This window comes from Leptospira bouyouniensis (genome assembly GCF_004769525.1).
GTDB lineage: Bacteria > Spirochaetota > Leptospiria > Leptospirales > Leptospiraceae > Leptospira_A > Leptospira_A bouyouniensis.
The window spans coordinates 56556-71043 of the sequence record NZ_RQFT01000007.1; the positions used below are offsets into that span (position 1 = coordinate 56556).

General features: G+C 38.2%; 14 protein-coding genes. 7 read left to right on the forward strand and 7 right to left on the reverse strand.

The genetic code is table 11. The features are described from left to right. Positions 1-13: 13 nt before the first annotated feature. From uvrB to EHQ43_RS06395, 5 genes are read right to left on the reverse strand one after another with little or no spacing between them, the layout of a single operon-like run. Positions 14-2008 carry an excinuclease ABC subunit UvrB gene (gene uvrB, locus EHQ43_RS06375; protein WP_135754611.1) on the reverse strand — a complete coding sequence of 665 codons (1995 nt, stop codon included), beginning with the start codon at positions 2006-2008 and terminating at the stop codon, positions 14-16. Positions 2009-2014: 6 nt separating this feature from the next. Next, positions 2015-2683: an ATP-binding protein gene (locus EHQ43_RS06380; protein WP_135741233.1), complete on the reverse strand. Its 669-nt coding sequence runs from the start codon at positions 2681-2683 to the stop codon at positions 2015-2017. 48 nt (positions 2684-2731) lie between these two features. Continuing rightward, on the reverse strand, positions 2732-3199 hold the full coding sequence (locus EHQ43_RS06385; RefSeq protein ID WP_135770437.1) for a tRNA (cytidine(34)-2'-O)-methyltransferase: 468 nt from the start codon (positions 3197-3199) through the stop codon (positions 2732-2734). Positions 3200-3206: 7 nt separating this feature from the next. Next, positions 3207-4364, reverse strand: coding sequence for a S1 RNA-binding domain-containing protein (locus EHQ43_RS06390; protein WP_135770438.1), 1158 nt, complete (start codon positions 4362-4364; stop codon positions 3207-3209). Continuing rightward, on the reverse strand, positions 4361-5653 hold the full coding sequence (locus EHQ43_RS06395; protein WP_244242673.1) for a hypothetical protein: 1293 nt from the start codon (positions 5651-5653) through the stop codon (positions 4361-4363). Before EHQ43_RS06395 ends, EHQ43_RS06390 begins: the two co-directional genes overlap by 4 nt. Before the next feature lie 117 nt (positions 5654-5770). Between EHQ43_RS06395 and EHQ43_RS06400 the strand changes: the two genes are divergently transcribed. Both EHQ43_RS06400 and EHQ43_RS06405 read left to right on the forward strand, forming a co-directional pair. After that, entirely contained in the window at positions 5771-6469 is a 699-nt protein-coding gene (locus tag EHQ43_RS06400) for a histidine kinase (RefSeq protein ID WP_135741229.1), read from the forward strand. A gap of 7 nt (positions 6470-6476) precedes the next feature. Continuing rightward, positions 6477-7319, forward strand: coding sequence for a glycosyltransferase family 2 protein (locus EHQ43_RS06405; protein WP_135754609.1), 843 nt, complete (start codon positions 6477-6479; stop codon positions 7317-7319). On the opposite strand, the gene EHQ43_RS06410 is transcribed toward EHQ43_RS06405, so the two are convergent. Beyond that, complete coding sequence (locus EHQ43_RS06410; protein ID WP_012387849.1) at positions 7227-7571, reverse strand: hypothetical protein; 345 nt, start codon at positions 7569-7571, stop codon at positions 7227-7229. The two genes, EHQ43_RS06405 and EHQ43_RS06410, sit on opposite strands and share 93 nt — an antisense overlap. A gap of 75 nt (positions 7572-7646) precedes the next feature. On the opposite strand from EHQ43_RS06410, the gene EHQ43_RS06415 reads away from it, so the two are divergent. From EHQ43_RS06415 to mutS, 5 genes are all read left to right on the forward strand, one after another. Continuing rightward, entirely contained in the window at positions 7647-8537 is an 891-nt protein-coding gene (locus EHQ43_RS06415; protein WP_135741227.1) for a shikimate dehydrogenase family protein, read from the forward strand. A 30-nt stretch (positions 8538-8567) separates the two neighbouring features. Continuing rightward, complete coding sequence (locus EHQ43_RS06420; protein WP_135770439.1) at positions 8568-9776, forward strand: folylpolyglutamate synthase/dihydrofolate synthase family protein; 1209 nt, start codon at positions 8568-8570, stop codon at positions 9774-9776. A gap of 62 nt (positions 9777-9838) precedes the next feature. After that, positions 9839-10459, forward strand: a complete 621-nt coding sequence (locus EHQ43_RS06425) for a TetR/AcrR family transcriptional regulator (RefSeq protein ID WP_135741225.1) — start codon at positions 9839-9841, stop codon at positions 10457-10459. A gap of 16 nt (positions 10460-10475) precedes the next feature. Then, positions 10476-11108, forward strand: coding sequence for a phosphoribosylanthranilate isomerase (locus tag EHQ43_RS06430; protein ID WP_135770440.1), 633 nt, complete (start codon positions 10476-10478; stop codon positions 11106-11108). Continuing rightward, a complete protein-coding gene (gene mutS / locus EHQ43_RS06435; RefSeq protein WP_135770441.1) occupies positions 11092-13614 on the forward strand; it encodes a DNA mismatch repair protein MutS in 2523 nt (840 codons plus the stop codon). The genes EHQ43_RS06430 and mutS overlap by 17 nt, the downstream gene beginning before the upstream one ends. Here the strand turns inward: mutS and serB are convergent. Next, the gene (gene serB / locus EHQ43_RS06440) at positions 13585-14487 is read right to left on the reverse strand and encodes a phosphoserine phosphatase SerB (RefSeq protein ID WP_135741222.1); all 903 of its coding nucleotides are present in this window, start codon (positions 14485-14487) and stop codon (positions 13585-13587) included. The genes mutS and serB overlap by 30 nt on opposite strands. Position 14488 lies beyond the last annotated feature (1 nt).

Below are 14488 nucleotides of genomic sequence, written 5' to 3' on the forward strand. Positions count from 1 at the left end.
TCCGTATCCTTCCTTATGTTTCAATTTTATCTGGGCCAAGTGCTAACATTTTATCACGAAACATGGCCGCTTTTTCAAAATCTAAGTCATTTGCGTAACGTAACATCTCACGTTTCAAAGCTTCACGTAACTTGTCTTTGGTTTTGTATTTCTTCAAAGTAAATTCTTTTTCCAAGTCTTTTAATGCTTCTTCTTTGCTATCCTCTTCCGCCATTTCCCTCGGAAGAATATCATGAATTTCTTTTCGAATTGTCTGTGGTGTGATTCCCATTTTTTGATTATGAGATTCTTGAATCAAACGCCGACGTTCCGTTTCACTAATCGCTTTTTTCATCGAATCTGTCATACGATCAGCATATAAAATTGCCTTTCCATTGACATTCCTTGCAGCACGACCAATCGTTTGGATGAGTGATTTGTAGTTTCTAAGAAAACCTTCTTTGTCGGCATCAAGGATAGTAACTAGAGACACTTCTGGTATATCCAAACCTTCTCTTAATAAATTGATCCCAACGATACAATCATAAACACCTTTTCGTAAGTCCCGAATGATTTCCGTACGTTCGATCGTGTCAATTTCCGAATGTAAATAAGCGATCTTTAGACCCACTTCTTTATAATAATCAGTTAAATCTTCTGACATTTTTTTTGTCAGAGTGGTAATAAGGATTCGTTCTTTTTGTTCAATCCTCAATCTAATTTCGTTAAGAATGTCTTCAATTTGATTTGCCGTTGGCCTAACTTCTACAATCGGATCAAGAAGTCCTGTTGGTCGAATGATTTGTTCAAAAATTGCCTCACTTTTATTCAATTCATTTTGATCAGGTGTGGCTGACACATACAAAGTCCTTGGTGTCATTTGTTCAAATTCTTCAAAATTCAAAGGTCTATTGTCAAGTGCGCTTGGTAAGCGAAACCCAAAGTCAACTAACGTTTGTTTTCTGGACCTATCTCCAGCATACATTCCACCGATTTGGGGTAAAGTAACATGAGATTCGTCAATGATGAGTAAAAAATCTTTTCCAGGAAAATAATCGAGAAGGCACGCCGGTCTTTCCCCTTCTGACCTACCGGTCAAATGCCTTGAATAGTTTTCAATTCCATTACAATAACCAAGTTCGAGTAACATCTCCATGTCATAGTTGGTTCTTGATTCAATTCGTTCGGCTTCTAAGTGTTTGCCTTGTTTTAGAAAATATTCTTTTTGTAAAGCCATCTCTTCTTTGATTTTTTCAATGGCATCTTTGATTTTTGGACCTGAAGTGATGAAATGTTTTGCAGGGTATACGACCACGCGGTCCAATTTGATTTTTACCTTACCTGTAAGAGGATCAATTTTAGAAAGACCATCAATCTCATCTCCAAATAATTCGATTCGAATTCCTTCCTCTTGGTAAGATGGCATAATTTCAATCGTGTCTCCCCGAACTCGGAAATTCCCTCGACTAAAATCAATATCGTTTCTTGCATATTGGATGTGTAAAAATTTACGAATGATTTGGTCACGGTCGATTTTATCTCCAACTTGCAGCATCACAACAGAGTTCATATAATCTTCAGGAGAACCCAAGCCATAAATGCAAGATACGGAACTTACAATGATCACATCATCTCGTTCCAATAAACTGGAAGTAGCACGTAATCTAAGTTTGTCGATTTCTTCATTCATCGACATATCTTTTTCTATAAATGTATCTGAAGAAGGAACGTAGGCTTCAGGTTGGTAATAATCATAATACGAAACAAAATATTCGACTGCATTTTCAGGGAAAAATTCCTTAAACTCCCGAAACAACTGAGCCGCCAATGTTTTATTATGTGATAGAATCAGAGTGGGTTTTTTGACACGAGTGATAACTTCGGCCATGGTAAATGTTTTTCCAGACCCAGTCACACCCACGAGTGTGATTTTGTTTTTACCTTCACCAAATGAATTTGCAATATTTTCAATTGCTTTCACTTGGTCTCCGGCAGCTTTAAAAGGAGAAACCATTTTGAAATTTGCCATAGGAACCTATGTTAGTTTACGAGTTGCTTTTAGGATAGCTTGTTTTCTGTTATCAGTGATTTCTAAATCAACAGAATCAAAAAGTTTTTGCATGACCATCATGCCACGCATAAGGGTTGCGGTGGATGAAAATTTACCCCTTTGGATATCATCTTCTAAATTAAAATCTTTAACGGTGTTGATCATTTCAATACTAAACACTTTATGTTTGTCTATTTGGAATGTAACTTCCACTCCACCGCCATCACCATACTTTGCTGCATTTTCTACTGCTTCAACCGTTGCGATACAAAGATCCATTCGTAACTCTTCATCGATTCCATTCCGTTTGAGAAAATAAGCAAGTCTTGCCCTTACATATTGCATTGGATTAAAATGGAGTGCACCGAGGATGACAAAAGTTTCAGTAACACCCATCTTTCGTATGATAGGTGAAACATCCGTTATATAATACTCACGTGGGTCAATTGGATTGGTTGTGATGAACGAATCTTTGACAAGTTCATCTAATACTGAAATGACAGTTTCTAAAGTTGTATCTGGTACATCTTTGAACTTTCTCTGGATTTCCATAAAAACCCAAGAGTAAAAATCGTTCACATTCCCCGACAGTCCATTGGAGAACAAAGTTTTGATTTCTTTCTCTAACTCGGTTCTGGAAAGAGGGAACGGCATATATTCCCATTTCAATGGGAACGGAGGAGTTGTAAATTGTTTTATCCTTTAGGGATTAGTCCGTGTTTTTTCTTGGCGCAGTGCTTCATAAAGGATGATGGCAACGGCATTGGATAAATTGATCGAACGACTCGATTCTGCCATAGGAATTGAAATGATTTGGTCAGAAGGGTGGACTTTGTGAATTTCTTCCGGAAGTCCCGAGGTCTCCCTGCCAAATAAAAATACATCTTGCGACGTAAAGGACACATCCCAATAGACTTTTTTTCCAAACTTGGATACAAGCAAAATTCGTTTCCCAAGGCTCTCTTTTTCCTTTTGGAAGATTTCCCAAGTGGGGTAACGAAAGAGTTCCAAATCTTTCCAATAGTCAAGGCCTGCACGCCTCACCGCTTTTTCAGAAAGATCAAAAGACGGTTCCCCCACAATCGAAAGTGGCACCCCTGCATTCACACAAAGTCTGGCAATATTACCCGTGTTAGGTGGAATTTCAGGGCGAAACAATGCAATTTCCAAGATATTTTTACTTCTTTTTCTTTTGGTTTTCCAAAGATTTCTTTAAAGCAAGACCAAAACTGGAAACAGAATCGTTAGAACTATCTTTGGAAAGATAATCTTGGTATTCCATTCTGTCTTTTGCTTCTGCAGCCTTTGTTATCGAAAGAGCAATTTGTCTTTTTTCTGGATTGATTTCCAAAACAAATACTTCGAGTTTTTGGCCAGGTTGGAAAACAGTATTGAGGGGAGTCCTTTGAGGAATTCCAGATTCTTTGTTAGGAACAAGTCCTGAAAAATCTTCTCCCAACCGTACAAATAGTCCGAATGGTTTGATTGATTCCACAATCCCTGAAATGATATCCGATTCCTTAAAAGGAAGTTTTCCTGACCAAGGGTCCGATAAAAAATCTTTTACACTGAGTGAGATTTTATTCGTAGTCCAATCCAATGTTAAAATTTTAGCACGTAAAGTTTCTCCCACTCGAAACTCAGTGGTGAGATCTGGATTTTTTTTATACGTTGCTTCCGATTGAGGGACCAAGGCATCAAGTCCATCCATGTCCACAATGAGGCCAAATTTGTGAATACTTTTCACAACACATGAAACAAACATTCCAACTTTCAACTCGTCACGTAACAGCTGTTTCTTTGTCTCTCTTTCTTTATCTGCTATTTTCTTTTGAGAGAGTAAAATTTTGTTTTGTTTTTTGCCAAGTTCGGAGATGATAAACTTGATTCGTTTACCAGCTATATTTTTTCCTTTTAAAGATACATCCAATTGGCTAAACGGAACAAAGGCTGTGTGACTTCCAAGTTTTACATCCCAACCGCCATTCCCTTCTTGTAACAACTGACCAAGAACAGGAATTTCAAATTGATGGGCTAATTCTAAATTTTCTTCTGTTAGGTTGTCTTGGGACAAACAAGTGGTAAAATAAAAATCACCAGAATTTTCTTTTAAAAAATATACGACGAGGGTATCACCTATTTTTGGTAATACATCTTCTCTCCATTCTTCTGAAGAGATATTTCCTATCACTTTGTTTTCAACAGTTCTGATAAATACATAATCATTCTTAACAGCTGTTACTTTGGCTTCATGGCGAGAGCCTGGTTCAATGGATTGTCTTTTTTTAAAACTTTCTTCTAATAAACGGTCAAATTCTGAGGATGGGCCTTTCATTTTGCGGTTCCTTCCTTGGTGGGTTTCGAGGTATATACCAACTTTCCTCCTAATACCATGGATTCAATTGGAAATATTCCCGAACTGCGTTTCAGAGGATTTTCCTTTAGGATGGAAAAATGTGCCGGTCCACCCACTCGGATTTTCCCACCATGATCAGCCCCAACATACTGGCAGGTTTTTTCAGTAAGAGTTTGGATGATACGGCGACGCACTTTGGGAAGGCTTTCCTCGTCTTGTTTTGTGGGAAGGACCAAATAACTCTTTCGACCAAAGAGGGATTCCCAAAAACGATTGGAATTTTCCTTGAGACCCTGCCTTTCATTTCGTTCTTCTCGTAATAAAGATTCCCATAAACGCACTTCCACAATGGCTGCTTGTCCAGGAAAAAGCCCCCAATGCCCGGTTCCACTGGCAAAAAGCAAATTGGAATGTGTTTCTTTTTCTTTTTGGAACAAGGATGCATAAACTGAGAATGGTTCTGAGGTCTCGGATTCAACTGTTTCACTTTCCCAATGCAAACTTTCCTTCCAAACTTTGCCATAATGTGGATTGAGTTCTGACCAAAGTTTTTGTTCTTCTTTCCATTCCTCTTGTTTCCCTTTTAATTCTTGGAGGTAAAGGATACCAAACATAGGTGCCCAGAGAAAGTCTCGTTTCTGGGCTCGGAAGAGATTTGTACCTTCTGGCATCGGATGGAAGATAACAGAAAATCCTGTATCAAGGGCGTCTTCCCAACTGGTTTTGTCGGCAAAGGTATAGGCAACTGCCAATTGCCCACTTGCTTCTAATTCTTTTCGTTTTGTATAAAGTTCGGTTTGAGAAAAACCTTTGTTTTCTTTTTCCTTCAAAAAGATAGGGACATGTTTGTTTCGTTTTGGATCCATCTTCCCACTCAGTCCGGATTGGTAGATGGCCCCTTCTCCCAGTTTTAGTTCTGGAAACAAAGACGGTTTTTGGGATTGGGAAAGAATAGGTGCATTCCATTTAGATTTACCAATTTCCGATTGGAGAGCACCCAAATTCGGGTCTGCAACCGATTCAATATGGCTAAACCCTGCTGACAAAAATCCTGTGAGGATCGTTTGAAATTCTGTCCTACTTGTTTTTCCTCCAATGGAGTTTGCCCCAAGTGTGACAGACGCATCACAAAAGCCAGGCAAAAGGTATTCAGGGTTTTGTGTTTCTTTAGTGGGTTGGATCGAGGTGATTTTTCCTTGGACAATTTCCAAATTGACAAATCCAGAAAAATTGGCTTTTTCACTGTCCCAAATCCGAACTGCTTTCATTTTCAAATTTTGAGACAAAAGAATGGTGGGGGCAAATGCCGATAGGAATAAAGTGAGGGATAGAAGCCTGCGGTTTTTCATGCTTGCGGTCTTAGTACCTTGACAGTAAGGACTAGAATGGAAAAGATTTCGGGTATGGGAAAGGAAACAAGCGAGATTTCTGATCACATCAAATTACATATCGAAAACGGGAAAATTCTCTCGCTAAAGACCCACCGGGTCTCCAAATCCGTTGAGGAACACATCAAGGAGGCCGTAGGACTCATTTTAGATAGGCTTACCTACCCCACTCTCGTCCCCACTCTCTACACCATCATCAAAGAACTTGCAATCAATGCCTGTAAGGCCAACCAAAAACGAGTTTTTTTCGAAGAACGTGGTTATAGTATGTTAAATCCTTCCGAATACGCAAGAGGGGTTCGGGAATACCGTGAGATGTTTTCGGAAGAAATGTCGAACGAGTTTGGGATCAAAGCCAAAAAAAAAGGATACTACTGTTTAATAAATTTTAAGTACAACGACGATGGGATCCTCATCGAAGTCATCAACAACACTCCCATTGCCAAAGAAGAAGAAAAATCGATCCGTGAACGTTTGGAAAAAGGAATGATGTATGATGACATCGCTCAGTTTTATATCGATAATGCGGATACATCAGAGGGAGCAGGTCTTGGCCTGGCACTCATTCTCATCATGTTAAAAGGAGAAGGAATTGATCCCAATTTTTTTAGAATCATCATTGGCGAAGATTCCACGATTGCAAGATTGGAAATACCGCTAACTGAAAATTTTGTTTCCAGCCGCGATTCTAATTAATTTTTAAATGTCATCAATTCCCCTTTCTTGTGCCATCATAACCCTTAACGAAGCAGACAATCTCAGTCGCACCTTAAAAGCAATTTCTTTCATTGATGACGTCGTGGTTGTTGATTCAGGTTCCACCGATGAAACTGTGGAAATCGCAAAATCAATGGGAGCACGAGTTTATTACCATAAATTCGATAATTATGCTGACCAAAAAAACTTTGCGATCGCTAAAACTAAATATGATTGGGTGTTTGCTATTGATGCAGATGAAGTTGTATCCCCAAAACTAAAAGAAGAAATTTTAAAACTTTTTTCGAATCAAGATATAAAAACAAAGGGATTTTTAGTTCCAAGGCTCACGTTTTATCTTGGAAAATGGATTCGATTCGGGGGTTATTACCCAAATTACCAAATCCGGTTATTTCATAAGGCAGAAGGACAGTTTAGCGGTGGTTTGGTGCATGAAAGAGTCAAACTGAATGGAAGACCATTAAAATTAAAAAATCCTCTTTTCCATTATTCTTATAAAAATATCTCAGACCATTTAAAATTCATCGATCGTTACTCAAGTTTGTTTGCAGAAGAAGAATTTAGAAATGGAAAACAAAGTTCAATATTTTGGGCTTTTATGAAAGGATGTTTTAAAGGATTTTATATGTACTGGATTCGTTTAGGAATCCTAGATGGAAAACAAGGTTTTGTCCTCGCCCTACTTGGCTTTTATTATAATTTTCTAAAGTATCTCAAACTCTATGAAAAAACGAACTCAGTCCCTTCTTTCTTTGTTATGGTTGATGCGATTCATGATGTAAAGGGCAAAAAAACCACCAAGAAAAATAGCGACCAAATTCACGTTTGATAGTTGAGTGGAACCAATTTTTGGTGACATGAGCCACATGATGATGTCCCTGATATAAGTTTGTAAGGTAGCAAATACAATCAATGCACCAATGCCAGCAACGAAAGTGGAACCCCAAAATTTACCGAGTAAGTCTTTGCGTTTATAATAATAAAAATAATATGCACAGGCTGCAGATGCGAGAAAAAAGAATAAAATATCAACGAGAATTGTCCATGGTTCCGATGGTGCGGCGAGCGGTAATGAAATCATTGGTCTTGTACCTATCTATTACCTATTTTCGGTAAGCCATTGTATAGTCCATAAGATAAAAAAAAGAGGTTTTCCTTGTATTCAAAACACACAGAGATCTTTGGCATATTGGGATTTCCCTTAGGCCACACCCTTTCCCCTTGGATCCACAACACACTGTTCCAACTCTCTGGGTATGATGCTGTCTATTTAGTATTTGAAAACGAACGATGGAAAGAAATCGGAATTGGCCCCCTTCGCGATTTAGGAGTGAAAGGAGTTTCTGTAACGATTCCCTTTAAAGAATGGGCATATACACAAGCAGACAAGGTATGTGAGTCATCTAAGACAATGTTAGCATCAAATACACTTTTACTTCGCAGTGAGGTCGAAGCTGTCAATACAGATGGATCCGGTGCGCTCTTTTCTATCTTACAAAACAATCCTGATTTATTAGATCCAAACGAATCCAAAAAAATCCTCATCCTTGGGAGTGGAGGTAGTGCCAAGGGGATTTTATTTTCCATTGCAAAGGAATTGGAAACGAATAGGAAACAACAATCTTTCCAAAGAAAGGTGCAAATCCTTGCCAGAAACCAGTCGGCGATCAGTGAAATCGAACAATCGTTAGGAAATCCAGCATGGTTGGAACGTACAACAAAGGAAGATGCAATAAAAAATAAAGAAGACTATGATCTTGTGATTCATACCACACCCATCGGAATGAAAGGTGTAGGTGGTGAACCCATTTTGGATTCCAACTTCTTCACCAAAAAACATACGTTATTCGATATTGTTTACAATCCTTTGGAAACAAATTTAGTACAAATTGCCAAACAGAAAAAGGCAGCGATCATCCCTGGCTATCATATGTTATTATTCCAAGGGATCAAACAATTTGAACTATTTACCAATACAAAAGTTAAACAAAAATGGATCCGTAAAGTAGAATCAATTTTATTACATGAATTAAAAAAGAGAAAATAAAATCGAATCCTTTCTACATTGATGATCACTATGAACTTTTTAGATTTTTTAAACGAGAGACAAAACATTGAAAAAACAAGAAACTTCAATGTATTCCAGACCTACACTTTGGATTCTCTTAAAAAAGTTTTTGATTTTACAAAAGTTTCTTCGATTAAAAAACAACATAATCCTATTCGTATCAGTGTAGTAGGAACAAATGGAAAAGGTAGCACCTCACACTACTTAGCTTGTTTATTTTCAAAATTGGGTTTACATGTGGGACTTTACACTTCTCCCCACCTACTCACTCCACTCGAAAGATTCCAAATGGTAATCCAAGGGAATCCAATCCTTCCCACATGGGAAAAAGTAAACCAATGTTTCGAAAACCATTTCCTCGCAGAAATTGATCGCTATCAAAACCTATCCTACTTTGAATTCCTAACCGTTTTTGCTTACTGCTTTTTTGCAGAAGAGAATACAGATGTAGAAATTTGGGAGGCAGGTCTTGGAGGTAGATTAGATGCGACCAAATTAGTAAACGCGGAATATGTAGTGCTTACTAAAATTGGCCTCGACCATGCGGCAATCCTAGGAAATACCAAAGAAGCCATTTGTCAGGAAAAATTGGCCATCATTGGTGATCAAACTTTGAAACTTTTTGCCATGGATAAAGAAGTGGAATCATTAAACACAGTTTTCACAAATCGTCCGAGAGCAGAAGATGTTCCTCTTTTTGTATTCGCATGCCCACCTAAAGAAAGTTATTTGGAAATGAATTTTGCGTATGCGAAAGAAATCGTCTCCCAAATCCTTCCAAATCAAAAAGATTCACTTTCAGTGATGACAATCGCTGACCTACCAAAACCAAAAGGGAGGATGGAAGTTTTGGCAAACAATCCTCTTGTTGTTTTCGACCCATCTCATAACCCAGATGCAATATTAGTGACAACCCTTGAATTTGCAAAAACCCACTCCAAATTCCACCTCCTCCTCGGAAGCCTCCCAGACAAAGACCTGAGTGGAATTCTCGAGGTTTTGCCGGAAAATACCTTGGAAAGCCTCACCTTATGGGAGGGAGAAGGGTTTGCTAGATTCCCTGACCCCGAAGGAAATCTTGTCCACCGAACGCTCCGGAAAAGTTCACAGCAAGAGATTGTTCCTTTATTCCAAGGCAGAACTCCCGTTTTGGTGTTAGGAAGTTTCCGACTTTATGGAATTGTGGCAAATTTAATACAAAATACAATAAAGATGTAAAATTGGACTTTACAAATGAATCCTGAACGAGATTGTTCTTTTAGGAAACATCGTTCAGGACTATGCAAACTCCAAAAGAACATACTAGAAAAGAAATTCTCCAAGCAGCTCGTGAAGAGTTCATCCAACTTGGTTTTGAAAAAGCCAGCATGAGAACCATTGCCAAAAAAGCAAAGGTATCCACGAGTAATATCTATAATTACTTTGAAAACAAAGAACACTTACTCACAGAAATCTTACAACCTGTGTTGTCTGGATTAGAAAAGGCGTTCGCTTATGTTTCACATCCAGATTATTTTGAAAAACGCTTTAACGACAGTTATGAGGCATGGAGAGAAAGATTCCACATCGCACTTGATTATGTCGATGCGAACCGAGATGATTTTATCCTTCTGCTCACTAAGGCACAAGGTTCCCATTTGGAAGAATTTCCAGATACGGTTCTCACAAGGCTTACTAAAATCAATTTCGAACAATACAACAACTTCAAACAAAAAAACCCTAGTTACAAGGGAGAGGTGGATGAGTTTGTAGTTCGGAACATCTTGTCATTTTTCTTGAATATCTTTGTGCAAATGGTAAGACAAGGGATTTCGAAACAAGACATGCTAGTCTACCAAGACAGTTTCCTTAAATTTTTACACTTTGGATACAAAGGATCGATTGCCTCTGATCTGAGCTGAACCAATCTGGTTCTCGATGGGAACCAAGTTTCAGATTAAAATTTGTGGAATCAAAGACCTTCCCACACTGGAGTTATGCCAGGAACTCGGTGTGGATTTTGTTGGCCTTAATTTTTCTCCCCGTTCCCCTCGTAAGATCGATGAGAGGGTAGCAGATGAGCTCCTATCAATCCGCCACAAACCAGGGTTTCCCAAAGTAGTATTTTTATTTTTTGAAAATGCTACAAATGAAATCCTTCAAATCACAAAACAATTTTCACCTGATTTGATCCAACTCATCCGGGGAGATCAATTTGTATCAACGGAACTTTGGGACTCTCTCACCATTCAAAAACAATTACTCCCTGCCATCCGGATTCAGTCACCAATTGTTTCTGATGAAGAATTAGAACCCAGGTCACCCCTCGTGATCCTAGATAGTTTTCAGAAAGGTTTAGGTGGTGGGAGTGGGCATACCTTTCCTTGGGAATATGTAACAAATGTAAAACGACCCTATTTACTTGCTGGTGGGATCACACCGGAGAATGTCCAGCTCGCTCTGAAAAGCTTGAAGCCAACAGGAATTGATGTGGCAAGTGGTGTAGAAACAGAAGGCAAAAAAGATCCAAATAAAATCAAAGAATTGGTACACAATGTCCGAAACCTATGAAGCTTTGAATACTCCAGTGATGCGCCAGTATCTGGAAGTAAAAGAACTCCACCCAGATGGGATTGTTTTCTTTCGGATGGGTGATTTTTATGAAATGTTTATGGAGGATGCAAAAATCGCCGCACAGATTTTAGACATCACTCTTACCAAAAGACAAAACCAAATTCCAATGGCTGGAATCCCTTACCATGCCACAGAAAGTTATATTTCGAGGCTTATCTCTGCGGGGAAAAAAGTAGTAGTTTGCGAACAAACTAAACCAGATGATCCTAAAGCAAAGATCATGTCAAGGGAAGTGGTGCGAATCATCACTCCTGGGACAGTTGTGGAAGACAACTTACTTGGTGGTTACCAAAACAATTATTTATCCCTTTATTACAAAGAAAAATCTTCCGTATACCTAGCGTTTGCTGATGTATCGACATCAGAACTTGTTTACTTTTTTTTCAGAGAATCAGAAACTGAAAAGATACTTGATACAATTAAACGATTTTCCCCAAAGGAAATGATTTATACAGAAGAGATCCCTCCTCTTTCAAAAGAATCAAAAATCATTTTATCTCAAATTCCAAAAGAATATTTACCTAAAAAAAAAGGTGCTGGGATCGACACCGTAGTACATGTATTAGATGCTTATTTACAATACAACTACCGAAACCAAAATTTTGTATTTAAATCCCCAAGAAGGATCGATGAAGCAGAATATTTAATTTTGGATGAACAAACTGTTTCCCATTTGGAGTTAGTCGAAAATCCGAATGACAAAAACCATACACTTTTTGGAGTTTTGAATCGATGTATCACTGCTACTGGGAAACGGTATCTGAAACAAAGGATTCTTTTCCCCACCCGGGATGAAAACAAAATCAGAGACCATTGGGACAAAATTGAAATTTTAACCCAAAACAAAAAAGAAAGATTACGAATGAAAGAATCTCTCGGAGATCTCATTGATTTGGAACGTGTCATCACTAGGTTTCGAGTGGGAAAAGCATTACCGCGAGATTTTCGTGGGATTGAAAAAAGTTTAACGGCTGTCAGTCATATGAAAGAGATTTTGGATGGAATTGGATATGACTTTTCCAAACTCCCAAAGGATTTAGAATCTCTCGTTTTAGAATTCCAAAATACATTGTTCGACGGGGAACTCCCAGTTTTTTTAGGAAACTCTCCATTTTTAAAATCCGGCTATGACAAAGAATACGATGAAGCAATCCTCGCACGAGAAAAAGGAAAAGATTGGATCCTAGAACTCGAAGAAAAAGAAAAAAAGGAATCGGGTTGTTCAAGTCTCAAAATTCGATACAACAAAATCCTTGGATACTTTATCGAAGTCTCTAAGGCGCAGGCAAAAGATGTCCCCTCTCATTTTTTGAAAAAACAAACTCTGGTGACAGGAGAAAGGTTTACCTCTCCAAAATTAGAAGAATTAGAGAGAGTCATCTTACAAGCGGATGAAATCATCGAACGAATCGAAAAACAAGTGTTTGATCGTCTTGTAAGCTCTTGTATCTCACTTTACGAAGCTTTTTTAACTTTATCTAATGAAGTGGCTTCACTTGATTACCATCTGTCTCTAACGGAGACCAAAGAAGAATACCAGTGGATAAGGCCTGAAATCCGAGCCGATGGGATCATCGAATACATTGATTCTCGCCATCCAGTCGTGGAAACTTTTTTACCCATCGGTGAACGATTTGTTCCAAACAATCTAGAACTGAATCCAAAAGAAAACGCCATTGCTGTGTTAACCGGTCCCAATATGGCAGGTAAGTCTACCTTTATGCGCCAAATTGCGATTAATCAAATTCTATTCCAAATGGGTTCCTATGTACCGGCAAAAAAAGCTTCGCTTGCCATTGTGGATCGAATTTTTACACGGATTGGGTCTGGTGACAATTTAACAAAGGGTGAATCTACTTTTTTTGTGGAGATGAAAGAAACTGCCACCATCCTCAATCAATTCACAGAAAATAGTTTGCTTATATTTGATGAAGTAGGCCGTGGTACATCCACTTACGATGGTTTGTCGATCGCATGGGCGATTTTAGAATTTTTAAGTAAAAACTTTCCAAAACCAAAAACAATATTTGCCACTCATTACCATGAGTTAACAGAACTTGAAAAAGGAGCAGGTATCTTTAATTTATATCTGGATACTTTTGAAAAGGATGGCGAAATTCTATTTTTAAAAAAAGTAAAACGTGGGAAGTCAAAACAATCTTTCGGAATCTATGTGGCAAAACTAGCAGGGATTCCTGAATCCGTTTCGGAAAGAGCAAAGGAAATTTTATCAGGTCTCGAATCTAAAAAAAGAGAAATCAAAATTAAAAATGATGAACCAACTTTATTTGGAAACCTACTGGAAAAAGAACCCAAAGGACTTTCTGTAAACGAAGAGAAAGTCCTTAGAAGAATTTCGGGACTTGATCCAAATAAAATCCCACCGCTTGAAGCACTTTCAATATTAGATGAATTAAAACGAATTCTCAAAGAGGAAAATTAAAGCTGATAAGTCGGTAAACTCAATCCAATTGATTATTTTATCTTTTAATCCCTGTTTCGCATGGATTCCAATGCCAATGCCCGCCGCATTTAACATGAGAGCATCATTAGCTCCATCGCCAACGGCAACAACGCGATCCAGAGGGATGGAAAGTTCATTTGCATATTGTTTGAGATAAAATTCCTTTTTCTCTCGGTTGATGATCTCACCAAGAATCTGTCCTGTGAAAAAACCTTCCTTCTCTTCTAAACCATTCGCACGAAAAAAATCTACCGGATACTTTTTTGAAAATAATTCCAATACGGGGCTAAATCCACCGCTTAATATTCCAAGCTTACACCCGTTCGATGGAACAAATTGAAATACTGATGCCATTCCATCATTTAAATGCAAAACATCATACACTTCTTTAAAACTTTGGATCGATAAACCTGCTAGGTGGATCACACGAAGTCGAAGGGCTTCATCAAAACCCATTCCACCTTCCATTGCTTGTTTTGTAACACTCGCAACTTCTTCATACACGCCATGTTTTCTTGCCAACTCATCAATCACTTCTTCCTTGATGACAGTAGAATCCATATCAAAAACAAAAAGAGATTCACCTGATTTTGGTAACAAAGAATTGATCACTAAAAAATCGATTTTATCTTTTGCCAACTGATTCCGAATATTTAATATTTGGTCTCTGGTTAGAGTTTCATCACTTTCAATTCTGACACAGTGTAGCCCCAATTGTTTTGAATGTGAAACCGAAATTGGTTTCTTTATTGGAAACGTTGTATCACTAAAATTTCCTATTTTAGTGGGGAATGTGTTTGGTAAGATTGTATCGGAAATGGGAGAACGAGAGATAAGAAGCAGTGAATTCATT